Here is a 26,642-nt window from a genome sequence, read left to right on the forward strand (position 1 = left end):
ATAATGGAAACATTTGAATCTGCGGGCATAGTCTAATAAAAAAGCAGAGGAATGAACAATGGCGGAACGAAAATGTTTAGGAAGTGTCTATGTAGTAAAAGAAAAGGATACTCTATATCAGATTGCGAAGCAATATGGGATACGGGTAAAGGATATTATGCGACATAATCCTTTTGTAAATGTGTATAATCTTCAGCCGGGAGATGAATTGTGTATTCCTGGTTTTACTCCGGTGATCCAGGGAGCTTTTGTTCCATATGTGGTAAAAAAAGGAGATACCGTTCTTGGTATAGCAAAATCTAACAAAACAACGGTAGAAAATTTGGCAAAATCTAACAAAACAATTAGGGATTTGACCTTGCCGGTTGGTACAGTAGTGTTAATTGACAAAGCAAAATGAGTTCTTTATAATGAAGTAAGACCAAATGGATAAAAATTCAAAATAGCAAAAGTGATGAGACAGGGATGGCATAAAAGGCAGATTCCTGTTTTGACACAATATTATGGGACATGTTGTGCCATGGGAAAGGAGCGGACAATGATTAAATATTATCGCACGATGGACCATCAGATCCATGAAATCAGTGAACCGATGGAAGGTGCATGGATATCGTTGATTCACCCCACAGCAGCAGAACTTGCCCAAATTGCTATGGAATATAAGATTGACATAGATGATTTGAGAGCTCCTCTGGATGAAGAAGAACGCTCTCATATTGAGGTAGAGGAGGGATATACTTTAATTATTGTGGATGTCCCGACAACCGAGGAACGCAAGGAAAAAGAATATTTTGTCACAATTCCGTGCGGTATTATTTTGACAGAGAAGGTGATTATTACCGTCTGCCTGATGGATACGGCGGTATTAACAGATTTTCGCGATGGAAGGGTCCGGAATTTTTGGACATTTAAGAGGACACGGTTTATTTTGCAGATTCTGTACCGCAATGCTTCTCTTTATCTTCAATATCTGAGAGTCATTGATAAAAAGAGTGATTCCGTAGAAAAACAGCTTCATATTTCCACAAAGAATCAGGAATTAATTGAGCTGCTGGAGCTGGAAAAGAGTTTGGTATATTTTTCAACTTCATTGCGCTCCAATGAACTTGTTTTAGAAAAGTTATTGAAAATAGAGAAAATTAAACAGTATCCGGAGGATGAGGAGCTGTTGGATGACGTTATCATTGAGAATAAACAGGCAATTGAGATGGCGGATATCTACAGTAATATTTTAAGCGGGACGATGGATGCCTATGCCTCTGTTATTTCCAATAATCTGAATATTGTGATGAAAGTATTGGCCGTGATTACCATTGTCATGTCCATTCCGACAATGATAGCCAGTTTTTGGGGAATGAATGTACCGGTTCCAATGGCGGATTCTCCTTATGGCTTTGCGGTTCTTGTGGTGATCTCCTTGATTTTGACCATTGTCGGGGGATATATCTTAGGAAAGAAAAACATGTTTTAAGAAAGGGTTTTTATGTGGCTGAATAAATTAGAAAAGAAGTTTGGAAAGTTTGCGATCCCCAATCTGCCGATGGTGATTGTCATATTATATGCGGCAGGGTATGTAATACAGATGGTATCTCCTTCCTTATATTATATGCTAAAGCTGAATCCATATCTGATTCTTCACGGACAGGTCTGGAGATTGATTACGTTTTTAATGGTTGGACCGGATTCCAGTTTGATTTTTATTCTTTTTGTATTGTTCTTTTATTATTCAATCGGAGTTTCCTTGGAACAAGTGTGGGGAACGTTTCGGTTTAATATGTACTATTTCATCGGAGTGTTGGGAACGATTCTCGGAGCGTTTCTTACATATGGAGTGCTGACCTTTTTCTATGGGGAAATGTATGGCGCTTCAGTATATATGGATACCTTTTACTTGAATATGACTTTGTTTTTAGCCTATGCGGCGATGTTTCCGGACATGCAGGTATATTTGTACATGATTTTGCCGATCCGTGTCAAATGGCTTGCTTATTTGGACGGGGCATATCTCGCGTATATTTTTCTCTTCTCAGGCTTTACAGCACAGGGAATTTCAGTTAAAGTATCCATTGTAGCAGCTTTATTAAATTTCTTGCTGTTTTTCTTCTCTATGAAAAGAATCAGAAGCCGGGGCGCTGCCTTTGCGCAAAGAACGGTTCAGAAAAAAAAGAGCCGGGACTTTCAAAAGAAGCAGGTTGTTCCGAAGAAGAAAAACGGTGCGCTGCATGAATGTGCAGTGTGCCATCGAACAGAATTGGATGATCCGACATTGGAGTTTCGATACTGTTCAAAATGCGATGGGGATTACGAATACTGTCAGGATCATTTATTTACCCATAAGCATGTGAAAAAGTGAGATACTAATATCTATATATGAAAGCAAAAGGAGAATATTATGCTAACGAAAAAGACAAAAATTATTTGTACCATGGGTCCTGCAACGGACGATGATGCTGTATTAAAGCAGCTGATGATAGAGGGAATGGATATTGCGCGACTGAATTTCTCTCATGGAGATCATGAAGAACAGCTGGGAAGAATTAAAAGAATTAAAAAATTCAGAGAAGAACTTGGATTGCCAATTGCAATTTTGCTTGATACAAAGGGGCCGGAAATCCGTACTGGATTGCTGTCAACCGATGATGACGTAGAGTTGGTGGAAGGACAGGACTTTGTTCTGACAACAAGAGAAGTAGATGGAACCAATGAAATTGTCAGCATTACATACGCTGAACTTCCAAAAGACGTAGAAACAGGAAATACAATTCTGATTGACGATGGTCTGATTGAACTTCATGTGAAAGAAATTAAGGATGGCACGGACATTGTCTGTGAGGTAGTCAATGGAGGAATGCTGGGAAGCCGTAAAGGTGTCAATGTACCAAATGTTCGAGTGAATCTTCCGTCCATCACAGAAAAGGATAAGGCAGATATTGAATTTGGTTTAGAGAATGGAATTGATTTTATTGCGGCATCTTTTATCCGAAATGCAGCGGCGGTGGAAGAAATTAAAGAGATCATCGGAGCGCACAATATGCATGTGGGTGTGATTTCTAAGATTGAAAATATTGAAGGTGTGGAACACATTGAAGAGATTATTCAGGCGTCTGCTGGAATTATGATTGCCCGCGGAGACCTTGGTGTGGAGATTCCGGCGGAAGAAGTACCGTTTATGCAGAAAGCCATTATCAAAAAATGCAACAATGCATTTAAGCCGGTTGTCACAGCGACACAGATGTTAGATTCTATGATTCGCAATCCACGCCCGACAAGAGCAGAGGTGACAGATGTTGCCAATGCAATTTATGATGGAACCGATGCGATCATGTTATCCGGTGAAACAGCAAAAGGAAAGCATCCGGTAGAAGCAGTTCGTATGATGAACCAGATTGCAATTTCCACAGAACTTCATTTGGATACGAAGATCAAAGACTATCGTCCGATTTATGTAAATCGTGGAATTTCAGCGGCAGTTGCTTATTCCGCAGTACAGACTGCGCATAATATTAATGCAAAATGTATTCTGGCATCCAGCATGTCTGGATTTACGGCGAGAATCGTATCAAAATTCAAACCGGATGCACAGATTATCGGACTGTCTCCAGATGAAGCAGTGGTTCGTCAGATGCAGATTTATTGGGGGGTTCGTCCGTTCAAATCTCATAAGGCAGAAACAACCAAGGATCTTTTGGATGAGGCAACGGATATCGTTTTGGAGGCAGGTCTGGCTGAGCAGGATGATATTCTTGTGTTAACCGGCGGAGGACCGGCAGATCACCGTGGAAAAGGTGTCACAAATATGTTGAAAGTCGTTAAAATTGGCGAGTAATCGACAAGATTATATGTTAAAATGGGGATGTAGCAATGCATCCCCATTTTCTTAAAGCAGGTGAAAGAATGAAGATCGCGGAACATGTATACATATCAGAAATCTTAAGATCGCAGAAATACAGATTGATGGAACGGATTCGGCAGGGAAAAAGGATTCCGGTTCTATATTGTATCACTCTGCCTGTTTGGAATTGGAGTGTTCTGGAAATTTATGAATATAATCAGCTTTTGTCAGCTTTTTACAGAGAAAAAGAGATGGTGATCGTCGGTATGGCGGCAGGAAAAGAAGATGCTCTGGTAGTGTTGAGACGTATTGTGGATCGGCTGTACCGGGAAGACTGTCTGGAAAATGCGGATATCTATTTTAATGGAGAAGTAAAATCATGAGTATTATTTTTGTTGCTTTAAAAATATTAGGGATACTGATTTTGATTCCGGTGGCGCTTCTCCTGATACTTTTGCTTTGTCCAATTTGCTATCAGGCAGAGGGTGAGTTTGATGGGAACAAACTGAGAGGAAAGCTTCGATTTTCATGGGCTCTGGTGATTGTAAGGGGAAGGCTTCTCTATAATGATGAGATGGAGTTTGGAATCCATGTGTTTGGGATTCCTATGTACCGGTCAGATTCCCGGAGGTGGTCCTTGTTTGGCTCAGAAGAAAAAGAAACATCTTTAGAGCAGCGCTCAGAAAAAGAGGGAGTGAAATCGAAGCCGCCGAAAGAGAAGAAAAAGGATCCGAATACTGAGGCAGTTTCAGACAAGGAGCGAGACACGGAAGATGTCTTCGATCTTGTGTGGGAGGGAGAAGAAAAGAAAGCGAAAAAAGAAACGCCGCAAAAGCTTGAAAAACCGGTAAAAGATCAAAAAAAAATCGTAGATTTCTTTCAAAAGTGTTATAATAAGCTTAAAAGTATTCCAAAGAAAATTCAAGAATTTACAGAAAAGATGGAAGCTGTGGGAGAAGCTTTTGGAGATGAGAAAATTCAGAATGCCGTTGTCAGAATCAAAACCTATGGTTTTGACGGAATTCGTCTTTTACTTCCCCAGAAAATAAAAGGACATCTTGTATTCGGGACCGATGATCCGGCGCTGACCGGAAAAATACTTGGCTTGATTGCGGCAATCATGCCGGCAAGTGCCCGTTATTTTGAAATCACACCGGATTTTTCAAGGGAAATTCTGGAAGGGAAGGTTCTGGTTCGAGGAAGGATCCGACGATATAGAATATTGATGTTATTGTGGAAGATTTTCAGAGATAAAGATTTGTTGAAGCAAAAAGACCGTGTGATCACAATGTTAGGAGGTTGACATGATGAATAAGGAGAATTTAAAGGATACGGTGGGATCGCTGTTTGATGGGATGGAAAGCTTTCTGACCTCAAAGACTGTTGTGGGAGAACCAATCTATATCAACGATACGATCATTTTGCCATTGGTCGATGTATCCTTTGGGATGGGAGCAGGAGCTTTTGCGGCGGACAAAAAAAATCGCAGCGGAGGCGGAATCGGAGGAAAAATGACGCCGAGCGCCGTTTTGGTGATTCGCAATGGACAGACCAAGCTGGTCAATGTAAAGAATCAGGAAACCATCGTAAAGCTTTTAGATATGGTACCAGATGTCATTGATAAATTTACAAAAAAGGAAGAGACTTTGGAAGATATCGTAGAAGACTTGGAAAAAGAACAAAAAAAAGAAAAATAAGGATGGAGAAGACGCCCGGAAACAATTCTTTAAAATGGTTTTCGGGATTTTCTATGATATAGGAAAGTTTTTACATTTTTTTATCATAAAATGCTTGCGGGATGTAGAGAGTTCGAGACAGACTTGTCCGATTTGTTCTGATAATTAGGAAATTTGGAACATAAATTGCAGGCGGTGCATAGAATATATCAGGTGGGATTTTGTCTGCATTGTGGACTGCGATTCCAAGCGAAGGCTCATGGATGTGTTTTGAATATAAGGTCTTGAGGTGAAAATATGAAGCGTGTATGGGGAATTGGCTTTTTCTTTTTTGGACTGGGGTTACAGGTTGGATTATGTATTGACCATAGTCTGACGCAGGTGATTATGGGATGCGGATGTATCGTCATTGCATATTGCCTTTTTTTTCATTGATTTTTCAAAGACGTTTGTAATTGATGCAAAAGAGTGATAAAGATGTGGCAGAATGAACATACTAATAAAGACAAGGAATTCATTTCCTGAAAAATCACCGGAAGCGCCAAAAGGCACATTCCGGGATGGTAAGCGAACGCCAAGGTTCCGGACAAGCCCGGACTTTGACTCATCGCTATCGCAAAGAAAAAAGAACCATTCTGCAATGGCTCTTTTGTGGTTCTATATTAAATAAATTGTAAATGCTTATGCACGCTCAACCTTACCGGATCTTAAGCATGAAGTACAAACGTACATTTTTTTTGCTGCACCATTTACTTTTACTTTTACGGATTTAATATTTGATTTCCACATTTTGTTTGATCTTCTATGTGAATGGCTCACTGCATTTCCAAAATGAGCGCCTTTGCCACAAATAGCACATTTTGCCATGTTAGCACCTCCTTTTCCAATCTTATCCCTGTTACATTCCAGGCTCGACAACTATTACATTCTAACAGATTGATTATGAAAAATCAAGATGAAATTTGCTTTTCTTTGAATTCTTTTGCCTTTGGACTGGACGGATTTCAAAGGATAAGGTATACTCATATTATATATGAATTCTCATTTGGAGGTATAATTTATGAAAGGACATATGAATACAAAGAATGGAGAGATTTCCATTGAAAATCAGGTGATCGCAAAATATGCAGGGATCTGTGCCCTTGGGTGTTTTGGTATCGTAGGCATGGCGATGGTCAATGTAAAGGATGGGATTGCCAAGCTTCTCACCAGAGACAATATCCGCAAGGGCGTTTTCGTTTCTGTCAATCATAATAAGATCACAATTGACTTCCATATTATTGTATCTTATGGAGTTTCCATTTCTACGGTTGCCAGCAATCTCATGGAGTCTGTAAAATACCGGGTAGAGGAATTTACAAGCCTGGAGGTAGAACGGATTAATATTTACGTTGAAGGCGTAAAAGATATTGGATAATGAGAAATATGGAGGCAAAGAAAAAAATGAATCAAATAGATGCGGCATTGCTGCAGAAGATGTTAATTGGCGGAGCAAAGCGTTTAGAGGCGCATAAAGAATATATTAATGAGTTGAATGTCTTTCCGGTACCGGACGGTGATACCGGAACCAATATGACCATGACCGCGATAGCGGCAGCCAAGGAGGTTGCGAATACCCCAGAGCTTACAATCAAGGAAGTAGCCAGAGGGTTGTCCAGTGGTTCCTTAAGAGGTGCCAGAGGAAATTCCGGTGTTATTTTGTCACAGCTGTTCCGAGGATTTTATAAGGGGGTCAAAGATCAGCAGGTTCTTACAACAGAAGCGGTTGCGGCAGGATTTAAAAATGCCGTAGATACCGCTTATAAAGCAGTGATGAAGCCGAAAGAAGGAACCATTCTTACGGTAGCCAAGATAACGGCGGAGAAAGCGGTTCGCTGTGCCAGAACAACGCAGGATTTTGAAAAGTTTGCTGCAGTCGTTCTCAAGGAAGCCAATGAAATTCTGAAACAGACACCGGAGATGCTTCCGGTTTTAAAAGAAGCAGGTGTTGTAGATTCCGGCGGACAAGGGCTGGTAGAGTTTTTAAGCGGAGCAGTGGACGTTTTAATGGGAAAAGAAATCGATGTTTCGATGGTTCCGAAATCTTCCGGACAGCCTGTGGTTTCTGAGCAGCCGATTTCTGAAAAAGAAATCAAATTTGGCTACTGTACAGAGTTTATCGTAGTGACCAAAAAAGAGCTGACTCAGAAGGAGGAGCAGGAATTTAAAGCTTTTCTCACAGAGATTGGAGATTCGATTGTTGTGGTAGCAGATGAAGAGATTGTGAAAGTTCATGTGCATACCAATCATCCCGGGAAGGCAATCGAGAAGGGGCTGACTTTTGGCGAGCTTTCCAATATGAAAATCGACAATATGAGAGAAGAACATCGGGAAAGACTGGGATTGAATGCACAAAATAAGGATTCCGAAAACCAAGAGACATCCCAGGGACCAAAAAAAGATTATGGCTTTGTTGCCGTTTCCATCGGCGAAGGGATGAATGAGATTTTTAAAAGCCTTGGAGTAGATTCTCTCATTGAGGGAGGACAGACGATGAATCCAAGTACAGAAGATATGCTCAATGCCATTGAGAATGTGCACGCAGAGACTGTGTTTGTTTTCCCGAATAACAAAAATATTATTTTGGCAGCAACGCAGGCGCAGTCGTTGATTGAAGATAAAACAGTCGTAATCATTCCAACAACAACAGTTCCGCAGGGACTTTCCGCGATTATTGGATTCGAGCCGGAACAGGATGCGAAGACCAATGAAGAAACAATGAAAGAGATCATTGCGTCTGTGAAAACCGGAGAGATCACATATGCGGTCCGTAATACCTCAGTCAATGGGATGGAAATCAAAATTGACGATATTATGGGAATTGACGATGACGGAATTCAGAAGGTTGGAAACAGTATCTCTGATGTGACGCTGGAATTGCTTGATAAGATGGTAGATGAAGACAGTGAATTGATTTGCATTTACTATGGACAAGATACCACAGAGGAACAGGCGGAAGCGCTGCTGCAAAAGGTTGAGGAAACCTACGGCGACTGTGATGTGCAGTTGGAGTACGGAGGACAGCCGGTTTATTATTTCCTTCTGTCTGTAGAGTAAGATAAAGAAAAGGAAACTCAGAGATTTAAAAAGAATGCAAGTGAATCAAATGGCAGCGGCACCGACCAAATGCGAGTCAGGACTGCTGTCATTTTTGATTTGACAGATTAGGAGTATCCTATGGATGGAACAACCAGTATTTTAGAATTGAAGGGAATCGGAGAAAAAACAGCGGCGGCTTTTGGAAGACTGGGGATTCAAAGTGTAGATCATCTAATTGGCATGTACCCGAAATATTATCTGACCTATGAAGATCCGAAAGATATTTGCGACTTGGAAATCGGACAGAGAGTCTCTGTTTCAGTGCGGATTTGTTCGGAAGTCCATGTACAGTATGTGCGGAGGATGAAGCTTGTAACGTGTCTCGGAAGAGATCATACCGGAACAATCACCCTTGTGTGGTACAACATGCCGTATTTGAAAAAGCAGATTCATCAGGGCGGAGATTATATTTTTTGCGGAACTCCCGTTTTTAAAAACGGTCGGATCACAATAGAACATGCGGAAATTTTTACTCAGGAAGATTACAGGAAAAAACAAGAGACGCTCCAGCCGGTTTATCCGTTGACTGGCGGGCTTACCAATAAGATTGTTTCAAAAGCGATCCGTCAGGCGGAACGCTATATGAAAGCGATTCCTGAATATCTTCCCGAGACAATATTGCAAAAGTATCATCCTATGAATTACAGCGATGCCATTTGGAACATCCATTTTCCGGAGTCAAAAAAGCAGCTCATTGAAGCCAAAAAGAGGTTGATTTTCGATGAATTTTTTATCTTTATCTCCGCAATGCACATGATTTCCTCCGACGAAAAAGAAGATGGGGAGGGATATGTGATTCCGGTCTGTGAAGAGGTTAAGAAGCTGCTTGATCGTCTCCCTTACCAATTAACCGGAGCACAGAAACGGGCGCTGCGTGAAATGGCAAAAGATTTGAAATCAGGGAAAGTGATGAATCGTCTGGTGCAGGGAGATGTGGGGTCCGGAAAGACCATTTTGGCAGTAATTTTGCTTTTTATGTGTGCAAAAGCGGGATATCAAGGCGTCTTAATGGCCCCCACAGAGGTTTTGGCAAACCAGCACTATGAGACGTTTCAAGAACTTTTGAATCCGTTTGGAATTCGCACGGTTCTTTTGACGGGATCGACCAAGGCAAAAGAAAAACGAGAAATATATGATGCTGTGAAAAGTCATCAGGTGGATCTTATCATAGGAACTCATGCGGTGATTCAGGAAAAAGTAACGTATCACAAATTAGCGCTGGTAGTTACAGACGAACAGCACCGGTTTGGCGTGCGGCAGAGACAAAGTCTGTCTTTGAAAGGGGAAAAGCCTCATGTACTGGTGATGAGTGCGACGCCGATTCCAAGAACCTTAGCCATTATTCTTTATGGGGATTTGGACGTTTCCATCATTGACGAAGTTCCGGCGGAACGTCTCCCGATTAAAAACTGTGTGGTAAACACCAATTATCGGCCGACGGCTTATCGTTTTTTGACGAAGCAGGTGCAACAGGGACGTCAGGTTTATATTATTTGTCCGATGGTAGAGGAAAGTGAAACAATGGAGGGCGAAAATGTAATGCAATACGCAGAAATGTTAAAAAATAATCTTCCTCCATCCGTAAGGATCTGCTGTCTCCACGGAAAAATGAAGTCTGCACAGAAACAAAAAGTTATGGATGAATTTTCCGAAGGAAAGATTGATGTTTTAGTGTCTACGACCGTTGTGGAAGTTGGGGTGAATGTACCCAACGCCACGGTGATGATGGTAGAGAATGCCGAAAGATTTGGACTTGCGCAGCTCCATCAGCTGAGGGGACGTGTGGGAAGAGGAAGGCATCAGTCCTATTGTATTTTTATGACAGGGTCCAGGAAGAAAGAAACGATGCGCAGGCTTGAGGTGCTGAATCGATCCAACGACGGATTTTATATTGCAAATGAAGATTTAAAGTTGCGGGGACCGGGGGACTTTTTCGGAGTACGCCAGAGTGGAATGATGGATTTTGTTTTGGCAGATATTTATACTAATGCAGATCTTTTGAAGCAGGCATCAGATGCAGTCAGAGAACTGGAGGAAGAGGGATTTGATTTTTCGAGACTTCAAAACAGTCGCTTGGAAAAACAGATCAGTCTTGCCAAAAACTTATAAAGGAGGAAGTTCAATGGAACGTTTTTATGTAAGGTTTACGGGAAGAGTGCAGGGAGTGGGATTTCGGTTTTTTGCAGCAATGAATGCAGAACGATGTCATTTAACCGGATGGGTCAAAAATATGTCTGACGGCTCTGTGACAGCGGAAGTTCAGGGAAATTCCTTTGAGTTAAAACAGTTTCTTACTCTGATGCAGGAAGGAAATCGTTTTCTCAGAATTGACCGGATCGAAAAAGAGGAGCGGCCTTTTGTGGAAAAAGAAAAAGGGTTTCATGTGCGATACTGATGAAAATAAAAAATTCCAGACTATGAAAAAACTCCCAGAGTATCTTTTGTGTCTTAGAGCATACTATGATTGTAACAAAAAACAAGACAAAAGAAATGGAGGACTTTCAAAATGGAAGAACGAACTTCAGCAAGAAGCAAAGGAACAAACAGAGTTGAGGTACCAGAAGCAAGAGGAGCTTTGGACAGATTTAAGTTTGAGGTTGCAAATGAAATTGGGGTAGACTTAAAAGAAGGATACAACGGACATCTGACAACTGCACAGGCAGGTTCTGTCGGAGGAGAAATGGTTCGTAAAATGATCCGCAGACAGGAAGAGGAAATGTCCCGATAGGATAACAAACGATAATCTTTAGAATGATAGATGCCGGAATTCTTGGGGAAACAGGAATTTCGGCATTTATTTTTATAATATCGGAAAGTTTTGACCTTCCTATTTTTTTTGAGACGGTGCGGACTCTGCTTTGTTCTTGACAAAATTTTTGTATATAATACAATAGAAGAAAAGTAAAAAGGAATGTTGATCTATGAGAGTCATATCAGGAAGTGCAAAAAGTTTGAAGTTAAAGACCATCGAGGGAATGGAAACAAGACCGACGCAGGATCGTATTAAGGAAACCTTGTTTAATATGATACAATATCATGTGGCAGGATGTCTTTTTTTGGACTTATTTGCAGGCAGCGGAGGAATTGGAATTGAGGCCTTAAGCAGAGGAGCAGATCAGGCCTATTTTGTAGAAAAGGCAAAAAATGCGGTATCCTGCATTCGTGAGAATTTAAAATATACAAATCTGGAAGCAAAGGCTGTCGTCATGGCAGCGGATGTGCAGTCGGCAATTCGCACGCTTGAAAAGCGGGGAATCGTGTTTGATTATATTTTTATGGATCCGCCGTACAAGAAGGGCTGGGAGCAGCGGATTCTTGCACTGCTTGACCGGTCGTCGATTTGCGGCAATCATACGGTTGTTATTGTGGAGTCTTCCGTGGAGACTGTGATTTTGGAAAAAGATTATAAGAATCTCAAAGTAGAGAAGATAAAAAAATATAAGACCAATCAACATACATTTTTAAAAAAATCACGGGAGGATTCTTAAGATGAGTATTGCCGTTTATCCGGGAAGCTTTGATCCGATTACATATGGACATCTTGACATTATTGAACGTTCTGCTAAGGTATTTGATAAGCTGATCATTGCTGTTCTAACCAACAGCGCTAAAAAACCAATGTTTACTCTGGATGAAAAAATAGAGATGATTCAGGAGACAACAAAACACCTGAAAAACGTGGAGGTACAATCGTTTTCGGGGTTATTGGTTGATTTTGCAAAGCAGCAGAATGCGGCAGTGTCCGTACGGGGACTCCGGGCAGTCACAGACTTTGAGTATGAACTTCAGATTGCACAGACCAACAGCAGACTAAATAAAGATTTGGACACCATGTTTTTTACAACCAGTATTGAGTATTCTTATGTAAGTTCCACAATTGTAAAGGAAATTGCGTCTTATCACGGGGATGTGTCAGAAATGGTTCCGCCTTACGTAGAGGAATGTCTCAAAGCAAAGTATAATTTAAAGGAGGCATAGAAGGAAGATGAGTGAAAAATATTTACACGAGATGATTGATGATATTGAGGTTTTAATTGACGAGGCAAAGCCGGCGCGGTTCAGCCCGGGAAAAATTAACATTGATAAAGACGTTTTAGTAACGGTCATTGAGGAGCTGAGAAAACAGATTCCGGGGGAGATTGAGCGCAGTCATAAAATTATCTTAAGCAAGGATGCAATTTTAGAGGATGCGCGTGCGAAAGCTCAAAACATTGTAAATCAGGCTGCAAAAGAAGCCGGGGAGTTAATTGATCACAATGAGATTGTGGAGATGGCAAAGATGCGTGCAGACGAGATTGAAACCAATGCCAGAGAGACTGCCCGTGCGGTTGTACATAATGCCAACGAGGAGGCGGATCAGATTCGAGCCGGGGCGCTTCGCTATGTCAATGAAATTATGGAAGATGTGCAGGGGTATGTTTCCAGTGTTCGGGAGGCACAGCAGAGTGTCTTTGATCAATTGCTTTCTGCGTTGGACTCTGATTTGAAATCCATACAATCCAATGCAAAAGAAATTGAAGAACAACTATCCGGAGTCTCAATGACGCAGGCTAAAACGAGAACGGTTGAAGATTTCATCTCTGACGAGGGTTGACGGCGAAAACAGCGCTAAAACAAAAACCATGCCAGAAGGAAACTTAGGATTGCAAATGTGGTTTTTGTAAACAGGTATTTTCTGAAAGATAGATTTCCCAAACGGCAGACGCTCATGGTTTGAGCCATAGCGGATAAACCTCCGAAGGAGCTGACAGCGCAGAGTATAGAGGCTTTTGTCTGCAGAGAGATCTGCATCGAACCAAAATGTGTCACGGCAGTGGTGATCTCAAGAATACCGATCATAAAATCTGTGAGATAAGGCACAGGATCCAGAACTTTTAAAAGATTTGCACCGATGGAAAAGATCATAATATAAATACCGACAGAGAAGATGGAACGCAGACTGTCAAAAATGATCTCATCCATCGTTTTTTGTGTTAACAAAGATGTTTTGATTTGACGGTCAAAAAACATCTTTTTTTTCTTTGCATTTGCCATAAGATAAAGGAAATAACAAAGATTTGGAGTGTAGAGGCAAAGAAAAAAGAGGGGGATGGATAATTGATCCTTTAGAATGAGCGTCAGGGTATAACCGATGGTGAACATGGGGCTGACATTATTGCACACCGCAAGAAGGCTCTGTCCTTCTTTTTTTGTGTAAGAACCAGATCCAATTAGATCATTGATAATTTTTGCACCGAGAGGATATCCGCAGAAAAAACCAAGAATCAGCGTATAGGCAAGATCTCGGTTCAGCCAGGCAAAACGGCGATAGATTGGGAAAAATAAGTAAGAAACCAAATAGAAAGCGTGATATTTATTCATAATCCCGGTGAGCAGAAAAAAGGGAAGCAGTGTGGGGACGATGGTTCCAGACCAGAGGAGAAGTCCATTTGTTGCACCTTCTGAGGAAGCTTCAGGAAAGAAAAATAAAATGGAGCAAAGGATAAGAAGTAAAATCTGTAAATTTCTGTGTTTCATAAATAACCCTCCCGGATCTGATTCAGAAGTTTCTTCATAATTTTATGAGCCGGGAGGGAAAACTAGACGATAATTTGACGATCTTTTTGAGAAATATGAAATTCATTGCCCAGAATCAGATGATAGAAAAGATTTCCGCGATATTCTGCATCAAGGAGCTGCTTTTGTTCAAAGGTCAGCGGATCATCAAGCTCTCTGAGATGGCGCACCATTGGGATTGCAGTGTGTTGCTTCATTTTTGCAATCAGATGGGAAGCTGATTTTTTGAAACCGAGAATCTGAAAATAGGGAATCATATGCAGAGTTTTTAAGGTTTCATGCTGTTTTTTTGTCATGCCAAGCATGATGTGAAGCAGATTTCGGCTGACCCGGCTCCATGTAATATTTTTGGATTTACATTGCTCGGTTATTTCGGTGAAAGACAAATTTGGAGACCATACACGGCGAAGACGGTCGCTGAAGTCTTTTGAAATTTCCCAAAAATTTGTGTAGTCAGAAGTTTCACAGAGACTCTTTTGGAGCAAAAGAGAAAAAGCATCGGCGCGCACAGGAAAATCTTTGGTGAAATGAGTTTGATATAAAGTATGCACTTCTTTCGGAACCTGGGCAAGAATCCTAGTGAGCCCTTCTTGTTCCATGATATTTCGGATGGCGGAAGCAGAGCTTATGGAAGTGTGAAGGGATGCATCGTGATGCCCGCTGGATGCCCGCTGAATACAGCAGGGTACAATAGAGCTTTTCAGAGAAAGCAGTGCCTTAAGATATTCTAAACTGAGAATATTGTTCGGTTCACGGATGATTGAAATCCAGGAAGAATCCGGAAGCAGGGCTCTCAAAGCCAGATCTTTTGCTTTGGGATAGGAGTGACCAGACTGACTGTATTTGGCCGTTTCTTTTTCAATGATTTCATCGGATTCCAAAAGGAAGGAAGCAATCCGAGTCAGCAAATGGAGATCACTGCACTCACTTCCGAACGAAAGGAAATCGACAATGCCCAGACTGTTTAACAGATGAATACTGCCCAAAGCAAACGAAGGAGCAGAGCTTGTGGCTGCCCAGATTGGAAGCTCCAAAACAAGGTCTGCTCCGCCAAGCAAAGCTGCCTGTGTCCGCAGATGTTTTTCCATAATTGCAGGAGTTCCTCTCTGGACATAGTTTCCACTCATAAGTGCAATGATAAAATCTGCCCCGGTAAAGTCTTTGGTTTTCTGAATATGGTAGGCGTGACCATTGTGAAAAGGGTTGTATTCACAAATAATTGCGGCAGTTTTCATAAAAAATTCTCCAATTCCAAAATATTTACAGATAGTATACCTTATCGGACGAAGTCCGTCCAGTGCGAAGCACTATGAAGTGGAATTTTATAAAATATAAGAAAAATCAAGTAAAATTGCACAAAAAATAAAAAATAAAGGGGAACGATCTTGTCATAGACACCAAAAAACTGTAGAATGAATATAGCTTTTTTGAAATGTGTACAACGAAAAATACATATCTTTTATTGTATGTAAAGTAATGATGTTGTATAATTTAACAGGATTAAATTCATCTTTTTGGAAAGTTGAAAGGAGCAACGTAAATGAGTTTTATTGATGAGATTAAAGAGAAGGCAAAAGCAGACAGGAAGACCGTTGTATTGCCGGAAACCAGTGACATGAGAACCCTAACCGCGGCAGATGTCGTGCTGAGAGAAGGATTGGCAGATGTTATTTTAGTGGGAAAGAAAGATGAGATTTTAGCAAAGGCAGAGGGATTGGATCTTTCTGGCGCATCTTTTGTGGATCCGGCGGACTGTGCGAATTTGAATACATATATTGAGTCTTTATGTGAGGCGAGAAAGAGTAAAGGACTTTTGCCGGAGGATGCAAAAGAAATTTTGTTGTCGAATCCTTTATTTTTCGGTGCGACAATGGTAAGAGTCGGAGATGCAGACGGAATGGTTGCAGGGGCGATTAATTCATCTGCCAACGTTTTGCGTGCGGCTCTTCAGGTTGTAAAGACTGCCCCGAATACAGAGATTGTTTCTGCGTTTATGCTGATGGACACACAGGCAAAAGATATGGGAGCCAACGGATGTTTTGTGTTTGCGGATTGTGGATTAAATCAAAATCCAAATCCGGAGCAGCTGGCGGCAATTGCTGCAAGTTCTGCCAAGACCTTCCAGCAGTTGGTAGGAGAAACTCCGAGAGTGGCAATGCTTTCTCATTCCACATGCGGAAGTGCAAAGCATGATGATGTTACCAAGGTTGTAGAGGCGACAACGATTGCAAAAGAGAAATATCCTCAATATTTAATCTGCGGAGAGCTGCAGCTGGATGCTGCAATTGTACCGGAAGTTGCCGCAACGAAAGCGCCGAGAAGTGAAGTTGCAGGAAAAGCCAACGTATTGGTGTTCCCTGATCTTGACGCCGGAAATATCGGATATAAATTGGTTCAGAGACTGGGCGGAGCACAGGCTTACGGTCCGATTACTCAGGGAATTGCAAAACCGATCAATGATTTATCCAGAGGATGCTGTGCAGAGGACATCGTCGGAGCGGTGGCGATCACCTGCGTTCAGGCAGCAGCTTTACAAAATGAAAAATAGATTTTAGGTGAAGGAGAAAGTGCATGAAAGTTTTAGTTATTAACTGTGGAAGCTCATCATTAAAATATCAGCTGATTGACTCTGAAACAGAGAAGGTTTTAGCAAAAGGATTATGTGAAAGAATCGGAATTGACGGTGCGCTAACGCATGAGCCGGCGGGAAAAGAAAAAATGAAATCAACACCTGCGATGCCGGACCATAAGACGGCGATTGGAATTGTGATTGAACAATTGACAGATTCTGAGAATGGGGTTGTAGAAAGTCTGGACGAGATCGGAGCAGTAGGGCATCGAATTGTACACGGCGGGGAGAAGTTTACAAAATCCTGCCTGATTACAGATGAAGTCATCAAAGAAGTGGAACAGTGCGGAGTTTTTGCGCCGCTGCATAACCCGGCAGGATTGATTGGCGTTCGGGCTTGTCAGGAGCTGATGCCAAATCTTCCGATGGTTGCAGTCTTCGATACGGCGTTTCATCAGACAATGCCGGAAAAAGCTTATTTATACGGAATTCCGAGAAAATATTACGATGAGGACGGAATCCGTCGTTACGGTTTTCACGGAACATCACATCAGTTTGTGTCTGCAGAGACTGCAAAGATGCTGCAAAAAGATATCAAAGATTTAAAAATTATTGTGTGCCATCTTGGAAACGGTGCCAGTGTCACAGCAGTGAAGGGCGGAGAGTCTGTGGATACTTCCATGGGCCTTACACCGCTGGAAGGCTTGATTATGGGAACACGTTCCGGAGATATGGACCCTGCAATTATTGAGTTTATTGCCAATAAAGAGAACAAGACAGCCTCTGAAGTGCTGACCATTTTAAATAAAGAGTCCGGAGTTTATGGAATGTCCGGTGTATCCTCCGACTTCAGAGATGTTAAGGCTGCCAAGGAAGAAGGAAACCATGCGGCAGATGCGGCGTTGGAGGCGTATACATACCGGGTGGCAAAATACATCGGCGCATATACGGCAGCGATGAACGGAGTGGACGCGATTGCTTTTACTGCGGGACTTGGGGAAAATGACGATGCCACTCGGGCTGCAATCTGCAGTTATTTAGGATACTTGGGCGCTGAAATTGACCCGGCAAAGAATGATGTTCACGGAGAGGCAGCAATTATTTCATCCGATGCCTCAAAAGTAAAACTCCTTTGTATTCCGACCAATGAAGAATTAATGATTGCGAGAGATACGGTCGCGCTTGCAAAATAAATAGGGAAAATTCCTTGACAAATTTGTACCGCATTCGTATAATAGTACAGTATGATTTTTTAGGAGATAGTATGAAGATCCAATTATCAAAGTTTATTTCAGTACCAAAATATGAGGAAAAAATGGAGGCATCCATCGATATGGATGAGATTAAGCTTACAGGTGTGTCTTATCCCATTCGTACCAGGACAGGCTTTCCGATTTTGATTCAAAACCGCGGCAAAGATAAGGTATGTTTTCGGTTTGAGACAGAAGTTGTATTGGGAATTCCATGTAGCCGCTGTCTTGAGGAAGTTCCTTATCCGGTATCAATTCAGGTGGTGGAAGAAATTGATTTTGGAACGATGGAAGAACACGAAGAATTTCCATATCTTGAGAATAAAATTCTTGATTTAGACATGCTGATCTTCGATGAAATTGTTCCGAAGCTTCCTTCCAGAGTGTTGTGCCGGGAGGATTGCAGAGGACTGTGTCCGGTATGCGGAACGAATCTGAATGAAAAAGAGTGTGGCTGCGATCGTACGGTGGCAGACCCTCGTATGGCAGCGATTCAGGATATTTTTAAGAATTTTAAGGAGGTGTAACCTGATGTCAATTTGTCCAAAGAATAAATCATCCAAAGGAAGAAGAAACAGACGTAGAGCAAACTGGAAGATGACTGCTCCGACACTTGTAAAATGCAGCAAATGTGGTGCGCTGATGATGCCTCACAGAGTATGCAAAGCCTGCGGATCTTACAATAAAAAAGAAATCGTTTCAGCACATGCTGAATAATGGTATAGTATGAAAATGCCATGCGTTTGGATCTTGTTTGAGAATCAGGCGTGTGGCATTTTGCTTTTTATAGGACAGGAACGAAATTTCCTGACCTATAAAAAGGCGCTTTACATTTTTTAAAAGAATGGAGAATTTAAAATGGAAAAATTAATGAAGGTTGCATTGGATGCAATGGGCGGAGATCATGCTCCGGCGGAGATTGTAAAAGGGGCTGTGGATGCAGTTAATGAAGTAAATCATATCAAAGTTTTTTTGGTTGGAAAAGCGCCGACAATTCATGAGGAATTAAAAAAATATCAATATAAAAGCGAGCAGATTGAGGTTATCAATGCCGAGGAGGAAATTTCCTGCGACGAACCTCCGGTAGAGGCAATTCGCAAGAAAAAAGATTCCTCTATGGTGGTAGCAATGAAAATGGTAAAAGATCAAACGGCGGATGCTTTCGTTTCCGCAGGAAGCTCGGGGGCTATTTTGGTCGGCGGTCAGTTTGTAGTAGGACGAATTAAGGGCGTAAAGAGAGCTCCGTTGGGGGCCATTATGCCAACGCAGAAAGGCGTGATGTTGCTGTTGGATGCCGGAGCGAATATGGATGCGAAGCCAGAATATTTGGTAGAGTTTGCAAAGATGGGATCCATTTATATGGAGCATGTCATTGGGGTGAAGCAACCGAGAGTCGCGCTTGTCAACATCGGTATGGAAGAGGCGAAAGGAAATCAGCTGGTGAAAGAGACGGCTCCCCTTTTGAGAGCCTGCAGTGAATTGAATTTTACGGGAAGTATCGAACCGAGAGATGTGCCGTTTGGCGCCGCAGATGTGGTTGTCTGTGACGCGTTTGTCGGCAACGTGATCTTAAAGCTCTCAGAGGGATTGTCTTCGGTTTTGGTAAAAGAAATAAAGGGCGGAATGATGAGCTCGATGCGCAGTAAGATCGGCGGTTTGCTTGTGAAGCCGGCATTGAAAAAAACCTTAAAACGATTTGATGCATCGGAATATGGAGGAGCGCCTTTGCTTGGCTTAAATGGACTGGTTGTCAAAGTTCATGGATCAGCTACGGCAAAAGAGATGAAAAATGCAATAATTCAGTGCATTACTTTTACAGAACAGAAAATTAATGACAAAATCAAAGAACAGATTGTAAAAGGATAGGCAGATGATGGAAATAGAAAAGATTGAAGAATTTCAGAAGAACATCGGAATTGAATTTCGAGACTTAAAATTATTACAGCACGCATTGATTCATAGTTCTTATGCCAATGAGCACAAGATGAAGAAGGAAAAAAATAATGAGCGTCTGGAGTTTCTGGGAGATGCTGTTTTGGAGCTTGTAAGCAGCGATTATCTGTATAAGACTTATAAAGAAGAATCAGAGGGAAAGCTTACAAAGCTCAGGGCAAGTTTGGTCTGTGAACCGACACTTGCAGGCTGCGCCAGAGACATTGATCTTGGAACATATTTAAAGCTCAGCAAAGGAGAAGTTCTGACAGGAGGAAGAGACCGGGATTCCATTCTTTCGGATGCGTTTGAAGCTGTGATTGGGGCAATTTATTTAGATCGGGGGCTGGAGACCGCAGCGAAATTTATCGAAGCGCATTTATTCCATGATGTTGAGAATAAAGCTTTGTTTTTCGATGCCAAGACCAATCTTCAGGAGATTGTGCAGGGAGAAGGAAAGGGAAAACTCTCTTATCAGCTGGTGAAGGAGGAAGGACCGGATCATCAGAAAGTATTTACCGTAGAGGCTCGGATCGGAGAGCGGGTCATCGGAACAGGAACCGGAAGAAGCAAAAAAAATGCAGAGCAGCATGCAGCTTTTGAGGCAATTAAGAAATATCATGATCAGACAATGGGATCAGAGAATGAGGATGAGCATTCATGTATTTAAAAAGTATTGAGGTTAATGGATTTAAATCGTTCGCTCATAAGATGATATTTCAGTTTGAGCATGGAATTACGGGGATTGTGGGTCCCAACGGCAGCGGCAAGAGCAACGTAGCGGACGCGGTGCGCTGGGTGCTTGGTGAACAGAGCGCCAGACAGCTTCGAGGTTCCAAAATGGAAGATGTCATTTTTTCCGGCACAGAACTGCGCCGTCCCATGGGCTCTGCCTATGTGGCAATTACTCTGGATAACAGTGACGGAAGTCTTCCGGTTCAGTTTGAAGAAGTGACGGTTGCCCGGCGAGTATACCGCTCCGGTGAGAGTGAATATCTGATCAATGGAAGCGCGTGTCGCAGAAAAGATATTGTAGAATTATTTTTTGATACTGGAATCGGAAAAGAAGGGTATTCTATCATCGGGCAAGGGCAGATTGAACAGATTTTAAGCGGGAAGCCCGAAGAGCGCAGAGAGCTTTTTGACGAGGCCGCAGGAATTGTAAAGTACAAAAAAAATAAAATGGAAACCCAGAAAGCGCTGGATGCAGAAAGAGAAAATCTAGTAAGAGTGACAGACATTCTGACGGAATTAAAGCGTCAGGTGGGACCTTTAAAACAGCAGTCGGAGCGCGCCAGGGAATACTTAAATTTAAGAGAGCAGCTGAAAGAAGAAGATATCAAGCTGTTTTTGACGGAGGATCAGAGGCTTCGGCTGGAACTGACAAATCTTGAGGAAAAAATAAACATTGCAGAGAATGAGATGAAAGAAGCCAATCGAAGGATGGAAGATGCCAAGAAAAAGTACGAGGAAGAAAATAGTGCTTTGATGGAATTAAACCAACGGGCAGAAGCCATGACGGCAGAAATTTCTCAAACTAAAATGACGGTTCAGGGGCAGGAAGGCGATATTAAAGTTTTAAGAGAACAGATCAATACGGAGAAAACCAAGGAAACACATTTCCTTGAGACGAGGGAACGTCTGAGAAGAGAGCTGCAGGAAAAGCAGAAACAGATGAAACAGTTTTCTGATGATGCAAAGCGCCTTTTTGGCATCTGCCGGGAAATTGAACAGGAAAAGACAGAAACGGAAAGCGGCGTTGCGTTTTATCAAAAGGGAATGCAGGAGCTTGAAATGGAACAGGAAAGTCTGCGTAGACAGATGGAGGCGGCAAACAGCAGCCGTATGGAAGTATCCAAAGCTCTGGAACGTTTTGATACAATGGAAGAACAATTAAATGCCCGGGTGTGCGGCCTTGAGGCGGGAAGTGAAGAGCTGTCGGGAAAACGGCAGGAAAACAGACGACAGCAGGAAAAGGTTCAAGAAAAGATTTCTTATATCAAAGAAACGATGGAGGAAATGGAGCAGAGAAAAAAAGATCTGCAGGCGGTTGGGGAGACCATCGAGAAGGAACGTCATGAAATTCGGAATGAGATCTCTGCAAAACAAGAAAAAGTTCATCGCCTTCAGTCCAATTATGAGACTTTGAAAAATATGGCAGAACGATATGACGGATATGGGTTTGGAATCAAAAAAGTCATGGAGCAGCAGCCGATGATTTCCGGAATTATCGGACCTGTGGCAGATATCATAAAAGTGGAAGCAAAATATGAGACTGCCATTGAGACTGCACTTGGAGGAAGCATTCAAAATATTGTCACCGATACGCAGATAACTGCCAAAAGAATGATCGAATTTTTGAAAAAAAACCGTTATGGGCGGGTTACATTTCTTCCGCTGGACGCGGTCAGAGGAAAGGCTTTTGTAAAACCGGAAATGCTCAAGGAGTCGGGTGTCATCGGAACGGCAAATCAGCTGGCGGTGTATGAGAAACAATATGAAGGATTGTTTGCTTCTCTTTTGGGGCAGATTTTGATTGTGGAAACTATGGATGCGGGAATTCGCATTGCCAACCAATATCATCACAGTGTAAGAATTGTAACTTTAGAGGGAGACTCTTTAAACCGTGGCGGGTCTATGGCAGGAGGCGCCTTTAAAAATAAGGGAAATCTTCTGGGACGCGCCAGAGAAGTGGAGGAGTTAGAAAAAAAACTGTTAAAATTCCGGGAGCAAATGGCAACGGAAGAGAGAAAATGGGAGCAGAATACAAAAAAATTGCAGGAATACCGGCAAAGTGTGATAAGATTAAATGAAGAACATCAGGAGAGTTCTTTGAGATTAAATACGGAAGAAATGTCATTGACAGCTCTTTTGGAACAGGAAAAAGATTTGATTCGCCGGAAGGAAAATCTTGAGAAAGAGAAGGGAGAACTGGCTGCCCAGCTTTTGTCCGCGAAGGAGGATGCAAAAGGACTGCTCACGCACAAATCTGATTTGGAAACTGCTTATCGGACCGATGAGGAAAGAGCCGCACAGATTGCAAAAGAGCTTGAGCATTTGAGAAGCAGAGCGGAGGAACATTCCCATCTCATTGCGGAGATTCACATGCGTCTCAGCAAAGAAAAACAGAATCTGGAGTTTCAGCAAAGCAATTATGAACGCGTTCGTCTGGAAGCCGAGAGAATGGAAAAAGAACTGCAGTCCAGTGAGTCAGAAACAGGGAATGCGGTGGAAATTGTTCAGAAGCTGGAAAATAAAATTCAGCGATTGAAAGAAGAGATTCTCGGGAAACAGCATAAAATTCAGGAAAAAGAAGAAGTGCTCCGGACTGTTCAGCAAAAAGTACAGGAAAAAACAGAGAGTTACCAGCAGGCTGTGAAGATCCGGGAAGAGATGATGGAGCGCGCCGGGGCATACGATAAAGAAATGTTCCGTCTGGAAAGCGCCAGACAGAGACAGGAAGAAAAACAAAAAGAATTGTTTGATTATATGTGGGAGAATTATGAAATCACATATCATCAGGCAAAAGAGCGTGTGAAGACAGAAGAATTTGGAAGCCTCTCCAAAATGAAAGAAACCATTACAAACTTAAAACGCCAGATTAGAAGTCTGGGTCCGGTCAATGTCAATGCCATTGAAGATTATAAAGAAGCAGCTAAGCGGTTTGAATTTTTGGAAAAACAGCATGAGGATATTATAACGGCGGAGGCGCATTTAACCGGACTGATGAAGGAATTAGAAGAGGCGATGAAGCGGCAGTTTCGTGAAAAATTTCAAGATATTCAGAGAGTATTTCAGGAAGTATTTGTAGAATTATTCGGAGGCGGAGAAGCAAGGCTGGAACTTACGGATGATGATATTTTGGAATCGGGGATTCAGATTATTGCGCAGCCGCCGGGGAAAAAACTTCAGAATATGATGCAGCTTTCCGGAGGAGAGAAGGCCTTGACGGCAATTTCTTTGTTGTTTGCAATTCAGAACCTAAAGCCGTCGCCTTTTTGTCTGTTGGATGAGATTGAAGCCGCACTGGATGATTCCAACGTAACAAGGTTCGCAAAATATTTACATAAATTAACAAAGGATACGCAGTTTATTGTCATTACCCATCGTCGGGGAACGATGATGGCAGCAGACGTATTATATGGAATTACAATGCAGGAAAAAGGAATTTCAACACAGGTATCCGTAAACTTAATTGAAAAAGATTTAGAGGAGTAAAAGGAGAGAGCTATGTCAGAAAAAAAAGGTTTTTTTAAAAGACTTGCACAGGGACTGTCAAAAACAAGAGATAGTATTGCATCAAGTTTTGATTCCATTTTCAGCGGGTTTTCCGGGATTGACGACGACTTCTATGAGGAATTAGAAGAAATTTTAATTATGAGTGATATGGGCATTGACACGACAATGAACATCATAGAGGATCTGAAGCAAAAAGTAAAAGAACAGAAGATAAAAGAACCTGCTATGTGCCGTCAGCTTTTGATTGATTCCATCAAGGATCAAATGAAGCTGGACGATCACGCCTATGACTATCAGAACCGAAAAAGTGTTGTGCTGGTGATTGGAGTCAATGGAGTGGGAAAAACCACTTCCGTAGGAAAACTGGCAGCAATTTTGAAAGGTCAGGGGAAGAAAGTGCTTTTGGCAGCCGCAGATACCTTTCGTGCGGGTGCCATTGAGCAGCTGAAAGAGTGGGCAAATCGTGCGGGAGTTGACATTATCAGCCAATCAGAAGGAGCAGATCCTGCTGCGGTTGTCTATGATGCTGTTGCCGCAGCGAAGGCAAGAGATGTTGATATTCTTCTTTGCGATACGGCAGGACGTCTCCACAATAAAAAGAATTTGATGAATGAATTGAGTAAGATCAATCGAATCATACAAAAAGAGTATAGCGAAGCCTACCTGGAAACGTTAATTGTTTTGGATGGAACAACCGGTCAGAATGCTCTGGCGCAGGCAAAACAATTTAAGGAGGCGACAGATATTTCCGGAATTATTTTAACAAAGCTGGATGGAACTGCTAAGGGCGGAATCGCCATAGCAATTCAATCAGAACTTGGAATCCCTGTGAAATATATCGGAATCGGAGAGCAGGTCAATGATTTGCAGAGATTTGATTCGGATATGTTCGTAAATGCACTATTTGAAAGAGGAGATTAGTAAAATGTTAGAATTAAAAGACTTTGAAGATGCATATAATAAAGTACAGGAGATTGTGCTCCCGACCAAATTAATAAAAAGTGATTGTTTTTCATCTCAGACGGGGAATGAGGTTTATTTAAAGCCGGAGAATATGCAGCTGACAGGAGCGTATAAAATTCGGGGGGCTTATTATAAAATCAGCACATTGACTAAGGAGGAGAAAGCCAAAGGTCTGATTACAGCCTCTGCGGGAAATCATGCGCAGGGAGTGGCTTTGGCTGCGGCAAAACAGGGAGTGAAAGCAACCATTGTGATGCCGACGACAACCCCTCTTTTGAAGGTAAACCGCACGAAGGATTTGGGAGCAGAAGTGATTCTCCATGGAGATGTCTATGATGAGGCATGCGATTATGCCCTTTCCCTTGCTGAAAAAAATGGCTGTACGTTTGTGCATCCATTTGATGATACCGCAGTTGCCACCGGTCAGGGAACCATTGCCATGGATATTTTCAAAGAGCTTCCGACGGTTGATTATATTCTTGTGCCAATTGGAGGCGGAGGTCTGGCAACAGGAGTTGCAACTCTTGCAAAACTTTTGAATCCTAAAATCAAAGTGATCGGCGTTGAGCCGGCAGGAGCAGCCTGCATGAAGGCGTCTTTAAAAGCAGGCGCCGTTGTATCCTGCAGTCATGTAAACACCATAGCGGATGGAACGGCGGTTCAAACGCCGGGCAAAGAAATTTTTCCGTATATTCAGCAAAATCTGGATCGCGTAATTACGGTAGAAGACGAAGAGCTGATTCCGTGTTTTTTGGATCTTTTAGAGAATCATAAAATGCTTGCGGAAAACTCCGGGCTTTTGACCATCGCGGCACTGAAACATTTGAAAGCAAAAAATAAGAAGGTGGTTTCCATTATCAGCGGCGGAAACATGGATGTTATTACAATCGCATCTCTTGTTCAGCATGGCTTGATTTTAAGAGACCGAATTTTTACACTTTCTGTTTTCCTTCCGGACAAGCCGGGAGAGCTGACAAGGGTTTCGGAGGTGATTGCAAAAGCACAGGGAAATATTATCAAACTGGAACATAACCAGTTTGTAAGCATCAACCGAAACAGTGCGGTGGAGCTTACAATTACAATGGAAGCCTTTGGAACAGAACACAAAAATAAAATAATTAATGCACTGACAGATGAGGGCTATAACCCACAGATGAGAGATTCAAAATCTGTATTTTGATTTTTTGAAACATATGCACAAATCACAAAATTAAATGTATTTAATTTTGTGCAATTTATTGAATTTTTCTTCAAATTTTGGTATAGTAAAGATAGCTTAATTGACACGTTAAAATTTGCCGATGAATGATTGAAACGTGTCAGAGAAACGAAAGAGATGGGGAGACCATATGAGGATCTTGTGAAGGGACAAGAAGTTACGTTCTTTGCTATACACCAGGAGATGGGAAGATAGAATCGAGAAACGCAAATGACCATTTACAAGAACATCGGATATGGTTGTTTGCGTTTTTTTGTTGAAAAATGTA

Annotated in this window: 28 protein-coding genes; 25 read left to right on the top strand and 3 right to left on the bottom strand. The window is 41.9% G+C overall.

Translation table 11 applies throughout. From position 1 onward, the window contains the following. The first annotated feature begins 58 nt into the window (after positions 1-58). The 8 genes from AC27EF_RS03045 to AC27EF_RS03080 all read left to right on the top strand — a co-directional run bounded on the left by AC27EF_RS03045 (position 59) and on the right by AC27EF_RS03080 (position 5,943). Positions 59-400 carry a LysM peptidoglycan-binding domain-containing protein gene (locus AC27EF_RS03045; protein ID WP_487108765.1) on the top strand — a complete coding sequence of 114 codons (342 nt, stop codon included), beginning with the start codon at positions 59-61 and terminating at the stop codon, positions 398-400. Positions 401-538: 138 nt separating this feature from the next. Continuing rightward, positions 539-1,471 carry a magnesium transporter CorA family protein gene (locus AC27EF_RS03050; RefSeq protein WP_487108766.1) on the top strand — a complete coding sequence of 311 codons (933 nt, stop codon included), beginning with the start codon at positions 539-541 and terminating at the stop codon, positions 1,469-1,471. Between the two features lie 12 nt (positions 1,472-1,483). Then, positions 1,484-2,353 (top strand): rhomboid family intramembrane serine protease, encoded by an 870-nt coding sequence (locus AC27EF_RS03055; protein ID WP_487108767.1) that lies wholly within the window; start codon positions 1,484-1,486, stop codon positions 2,351-2,353. A gap of 39 nt (positions 2,354-2,392) precedes the next feature. Further along, positions 2,393-3,826: a pyruvate kinase gene (pyk, locus tag AC27EF_RS03060; RefSeq protein WP_487108769.1), complete on the top strand. Its 1,434-nt coding sequence runs from the start codon at positions 2,393-2,395 to the stop codon at positions 3,824-3,826. A 68-nt stretch (positions 3,827-3,894) separates the two neighbouring features. Beyond that, complete coding sequence (locus AC27EF_RS03065; protein WP_487108770.1) at positions 3,895-4,215, top strand: hypothetical protein; 321 nt, start codon at positions 3,895-3,897, stop codon at positions 4,213-4,215. Beyond that, a complete protein-coding gene (locus AC27EF_RS03070) occupies positions 4,212-5,135 on the top strand; it encodes a DUF2953 domain-containing protein (protein WP_487108772.1) in 924 nt (307 codons plus the stop codon). Before AC27EF_RS03065 ends, AC27EF_RS03070 begins: the two co-directional genes overlap by 4 nt. A 4-nt stretch (positions 5,136-5,139) precedes the next feature. Beyond that, positions 5,140-5,529: a GerW family sporulation protein gene (locus AC27EF_RS03075; protein ID WP_487108984.1), complete on the top strand. Its 390-nt coding sequence runs from the start codon at positions 5,140-5,142 to the stop codon at positions 5,527-5,529. Between the two features lie 276 nt (positions 5,530-5,805). Further along, entirely contained in the window at positions 5,806-5,943 is a 138-nt protein-coding gene (locus AC27EF_RS03080) for a hypothetical protein (RefSeq protein WP_487108773.1), read from the top strand. 246 nt (positions 5,944-6,189) lie between these two features. On the opposite strand, the gene rpmB is transcribed toward AC27EF_RS03080, so the two are convergent. Further along, positions 6,190-6,375, bottom strand: coding sequence for a 50S ribosomal protein L28 (rpmB, locus tag AC27EF_RS03085; protein ID WP_008391631.1), 186 nt, complete (start codon positions 6,373-6,375; stop codon positions 6,190-6,192). A 193-nt stretch (positions 6,376-6,568) separates the two neighbouring features. On the opposite strand from rpmB, the gene AC27EF_RS03090 reads away from it, so the two are divergent. The 8 genes from AC27EF_RS03090 (at position 6,569) to AC27EF_RS03125 (ending at position 13,240) form a co-directional block, all read left to right on the top strand. After that, a complete protein-coding gene (locus AC27EF_RS03090; RefSeq protein ID WP_487108774.1) occupies positions 6,569-6,925 on the top strand; it encodes an Asp23/Gls24 family envelope stress response protein in 357 nt (118 codons plus the stop codon). Positions 6,926-6,933: 8 nt separating this feature from the next. Next, complete coding sequence (gene fakA / locus AC27EF_RS03095; protein ID WP_487108776.1) at positions 6,934-8,604, top strand: fatty acid kinase ATP-binding subunit FakA; 1,671 nt, start codon at positions 6,934-6,936, stop codon at positions 8,602-8,604. Between the two features lie 120 nt (positions 8,605-8,724). Next, a complete protein-coding gene (recG, locus tag AC27EF_RS03100) occupies positions 8,725-10,755 on the top strand; it encodes an ATP-dependent DNA helicase RecG (protein ID WP_487108778.1) in 2,031 nt (676 codons plus the stop codon). Positions 10,756-10,768: 13 nt separating this feature from the next. Further along, on the top strand, positions 10,769-11,041 hold the full coding sequence (locus AC27EF_RS03105; protein WP_487108779.1) for an acylphosphatase: 273 nt from the start codon (positions 10,769-10,771) through the stop codon (positions 11,039-11,041). A gap of 111 nt (positions 11,042-11,152) precedes the next feature. Then, a complete protein-coding gene (locus tag AC27EF_RS03110) occupies positions 11,153-11,374 on the top strand; it encodes an alpha/beta-type small acid-soluble spore protein (protein ID WP_008391621.1) in 222 nt (73 codons plus the stop codon). Between the two features lie 193 nt (positions 11,375-11,567). Further along, positions 11,568-12,134 carry a 16S rRNA (guanine(966)-N(2))-methyltransferase RsmD gene (gene rsmD, locus AC27EF_RS03115; RefSeq protein ID WP_487108781.1) on the top strand — a complete coding sequence of 189 codons (567 nt, stop codon included), beginning with the start codon at positions 11,568-11,570 and terminating at the stop codon, positions 12,132-12,134. A gap of 1 nt (position 12,135) precedes the next feature. Then, positions 12,136-12,624 carry a pantetheine-phosphate adenylyltransferase gene (coaD, locus tag AC27EF_RS03120; RefSeq protein ID WP_487108783.1) on the top strand — a complete coding sequence of 163 codons (489 nt, stop codon included), beginning with the start codon at positions 12,136-12,138 and terminating at the stop codon, positions 12,622-12,624. A gap of 7 nt (positions 12,625-12,631) precedes the next feature. After that, entirely contained in the window at positions 12,632-13,240 is a 609-nt protein-coding gene (locus tag AC27EF_RS03125; RefSeq protein ID WP_487108784.1) for a hypothetical protein, read from the top strand. A 14-nt stretch (positions 13,241-13,254) separates the two neighbouring features. Here AC27EF_RS03125 and AC27EF_RS03130 read toward each other — a convergent pair whose 3' ends face one another. Then, positions 13,255-14,163, bottom strand: coding sequence for a sporulation protein (locus AC27EF_RS03130; protein WP_487108785.1), 909 nt, complete (start codon positions 14,161-14,163; stop codon positions 13,255-13,257). A 62-nt stretch (positions 14,164-14,225) separates the two neighbouring features. Next, on the bottom strand, positions 14,226-15,437 hold the full coding sequence (locus AC27EF_RS03135; RefSeq protein ID WP_487108786.1) for a tRNA(Met) cytidine acetate ligase: 1,212 nt from the start codon (positions 15,435-15,437) through the stop codon (positions 14,226-14,228). Positions 15,438-15,742: 305 nt separating this feature from the next. Between AC27EF_RS03135 and pta the strand changes: the two genes are divergently transcribed. The 9 genes from pta to ilvA all read left to right on the top strand — a co-directional run bounded on the left by pta (position 15,743) and on the right by ilvA (position 26,335). Then, on the top strand, positions 15,743-16,750 hold the full coding sequence (pta, locus tag AC27EF_RS03140) for a phosphate acetyltransferase (protein ID WP_487108787.1): 1,008 nt from the start codon (positions 15,743-15,745) through the stop codon (positions 16,748-16,750). Between the two features lie 23 nt (positions 16,751-16,773). Then, positions 16,774-17,964 carry an acetate/propionate family kinase gene (locus AC27EF_RS03145; protein WP_487108788.1) on the top strand — a complete coding sequence of 397 codons (1,191 nt, stop codon included), beginning with the start codon at positions 16,774-16,776 and terminating at the stop codon, positions 17,962-17,964. A gap of 71 nt (positions 17,965-18,035) precedes the next feature. Next, entirely contained in the window at positions 18,036-18,548 is a 513-nt protein-coding gene (locus tag AC27EF_RS03150; protein ID WP_487108790.1) for a YceD family protein, read from the top strand. A 4-nt stretch (positions 18,549-18,552) separates the two neighbouring features. Next, the gene (rpmF, locus tag AC27EF_RS03155; RefSeq protein WP_008391606.1) at positions 18,553-18,738 is read left to right on the top strand and encodes a 50S ribosomal protein L32; all 186 of its coding nucleotides are present in this window, start codon (positions 18,553-18,555) and stop codon (positions 18,736-18,738) included. Positions 18,739-18,879: 141 nt separating this feature from the next. Further along, entirely contained in the window at positions 18,880-19,887 is a 1,008-nt protein-coding gene (gene plsX / locus AC27EF_RS03160) for a phosphate acyltransferase PlsX (protein WP_487108791.1), read from the top strand. 4 nt (positions 19,888-19,891) lie between these two features. Next, a complete protein-coding gene (rnc, locus tag AC27EF_RS03165; RefSeq protein ID WP_487108793.1) occupies positions 19,892-20,623 on the top strand; it encodes a ribonuclease III in 732 nt (243 codons plus the stop codon). After that, positions 20,614-24,171, top strand: a complete 3,558-nt coding sequence (gene smc / locus AC27EF_RS03170) for a chromosome segregation protein SMC (protein ID WP_487108795.1) — start codon at positions 20,614-20,616, stop codon at positions 24,169-24,171. Before rnc ends, smc begins: the two co-directional genes overlap by 10 nt. A gap of 12 nt (positions 24,172-24,183) precedes the next feature. Further along, a complete protein-coding gene (gene ftsY, locus AC27EF_RS03175; protein ID WP_487108796.1) occupies positions 24,184-25,113 on the top strand; it encodes a signal recognition particle-docking protein FtsY in 930 nt (309 codons plus the stop codon). Between the two features lie 4 nt (positions 25,114-25,117). Then, entirely contained in the window at positions 25,118-26,335 is a 1,218-nt protein-coding gene (gene ilvA, locus AC27EF_RS03180) for a threonine ammonia-lyase (protein ID WP_487108797.1), read from the top strand. Positions 26,336-26,642 lie beyond the last annotated feature (307 nt).

The organism is Anaerostipes stercorihominis, assembly GCF_057535655.1.

Coding starts and splice junctions, on each gene's coding strand:
- AC27EF_RS03075 (WP_487108984.1), top strand. CDS start 5,140: ATGAATAAGGAGAATTTAAAGGATACGGTGGGATCGCTGTTTGATGGG.
- pyk (WP_487108769.1), top strand. CDS start 2,393: ATGCTAACGAAAAAGACAAAAATTATTTGTACCATGGGTCCTGCAACG.
- AC27EF_RS03055 (WP_487108767.1), top strand. CDS start 1,484: ATGTGGCTGAATAAATTAGAAAAGAAGTTTGGAAAGTTTGCGATCCCC.
- ilvA (WP_487108797.1), top strand. CDS start 25,118: ATGTTAGAATTAAAAGACTTTGAAGATGCATATAATAAAGTACAGGAG.
- AC27EF_RS03070 (WP_487108772.1), top strand. CDS start 4,212: ATGAGTATTATTTTTGTTGCTTTAAAAATATTAGGGATACTGATTTTG.
- ftsY (WP_487108796.1), top strand. CDS start 24,184: ATGTCAGAAAAAAAAGGTTTTTTTAAAAGACTTGCACAGGGACTGTCA.
- rnc (WP_487108793.1), top strand. CDS start 19,892: ATGATGGAAATAGAAAAGATTGAAGAATTTCAGAAGAACATCGGAATT.
- AC27EF_RS03105 (WP_487108779.1), top strand. CDS start 10,769: ATGGAACGTTTTTATGTAAGGTTTACGGGAAGAGTGCAGGGAGTGGGA.
- rpmB (WP_008391631.1), bottom strand. CDS start 6,375: ATGGCAAAATGTGCTATTTGTGGCAAAGGCGCTCATTTTGGAAATGCA.
- AC27EF_RS03150 (WP_487108790.1), top strand. CDS start 18,036: ATGAAGATCCAATTATCAAAGTTTATTTCAGTACCAAAATATGAGGAA.
- rsmD (WP_487108781.1), top strand. CDS start 11,568: ATGAGAGTCATATCAGGAAGTGCAAAAAGTTTGAAGTTAAAGACCATC.
- AC27EF_RS03145 (WP_487108788.1), top strand. CDS start 16,774: ATGAAAGTTTTAGTTATTAACTGTGGAAGCTCATCATTAAAATATCAG.
- AC27EF_RS03065 (WP_487108770.1), top strand. CDS start 3,895: ATGAAGATCGCGGAACATGTATACATATCAGAAATCTTAAGATCGCAG.
- plsX (WP_487108791.1), top strand. CDS start 18,880: ATGGAAAAATTAATGAAGGTTGCATTGGATGCAATGGGCGGAGATCAT.
- AC27EF_RS03080 (WP_487108773.1), top strand. CDS start 5,806: ATGAAGCGTGTATGGGGAATTGGCTTTTTCTTTTTTGGACTGGGGTTA.
- AC27EF_RS03125 (WP_487108784.1), top strand. CDS start 12,632: ATGAGTGAAAAATATTTACACGAGATGATTGATGATATTGAGGTTTTA.
- smc (WP_487108795.1), top strand. CDS start 20,614: ATGTATTTAAAAAGTATTGAGGTTAATGGATTTAAATCGTTCGCTCAT.
- AC27EF_RS03135 (WP_487108786.1), bottom strand. CDS start 15,437: ATGAAAACTGCCGCAATTATTTGTGAATACAACCCTTTTCACAATGGT.
- fakA (WP_487108776.1), top strand. CDS start 6,934: ATGGAGGCAAAGAAAAAAATGAATCAAATAGATGCGGCATTGCTGCAG.
- rpmF (WP_008391606.1), top strand. CDS start 18,553: ATGTCAATTTGTCCAAAGAATAAATCATCCAAAGGAAGAAGAAACAGA.
- pta (WP_487108787.1), top strand. CDS start 15,743: ATGAGTTTTATTGATGAGATTAAAGAGAAGGCAAAAGCAGACAGGAAG.
- AC27EF_RS03050 (WP_487108766.1), top strand. CDS start 539: ATGATTAAATATTATCGCACGATGGACCATCAGATCCATGAAATCAGT.
- recG (WP_487108778.1), top strand. CDS start 8,725: ATGGATGGAACAACCAGTATTTTAGAATTGAAGGGAATCGGAGAAAAA.
- AC27EF_RS03130 (WP_487108785.1), bottom strand. CDS start 14,163: ATGAAACACAGAAATTTACAGATTTTACTTCTTATCCTTTGCTCCATT.
- AC27EF_RS03090 (WP_487108774.1), top strand. CDS start 6,569: ATGAAAGGACATATGAATACAAAGAATGGAGAGATTTCCATTGAAAAT.
- coaD (WP_487108783.1), top strand. CDS start 12,136: ATGAGTATTGCCGTTTATCCGGGAAGCTTTGATCCGATTACATATGGA.
- AC27EF_RS03045 (WP_487108765.1), top strand. CDS start 59: ATGGCGGAACGAAAATGTTTAGGAAGTGTCTATGTAGTAAAAGAAAAG.
- AC27EF_RS03110 (WP_008391621.1), top strand. CDS start 11,153: ATGGAAGAACGAACTTCAGCAAGAAGCAAAGGAACAAACAGAGTTGAG.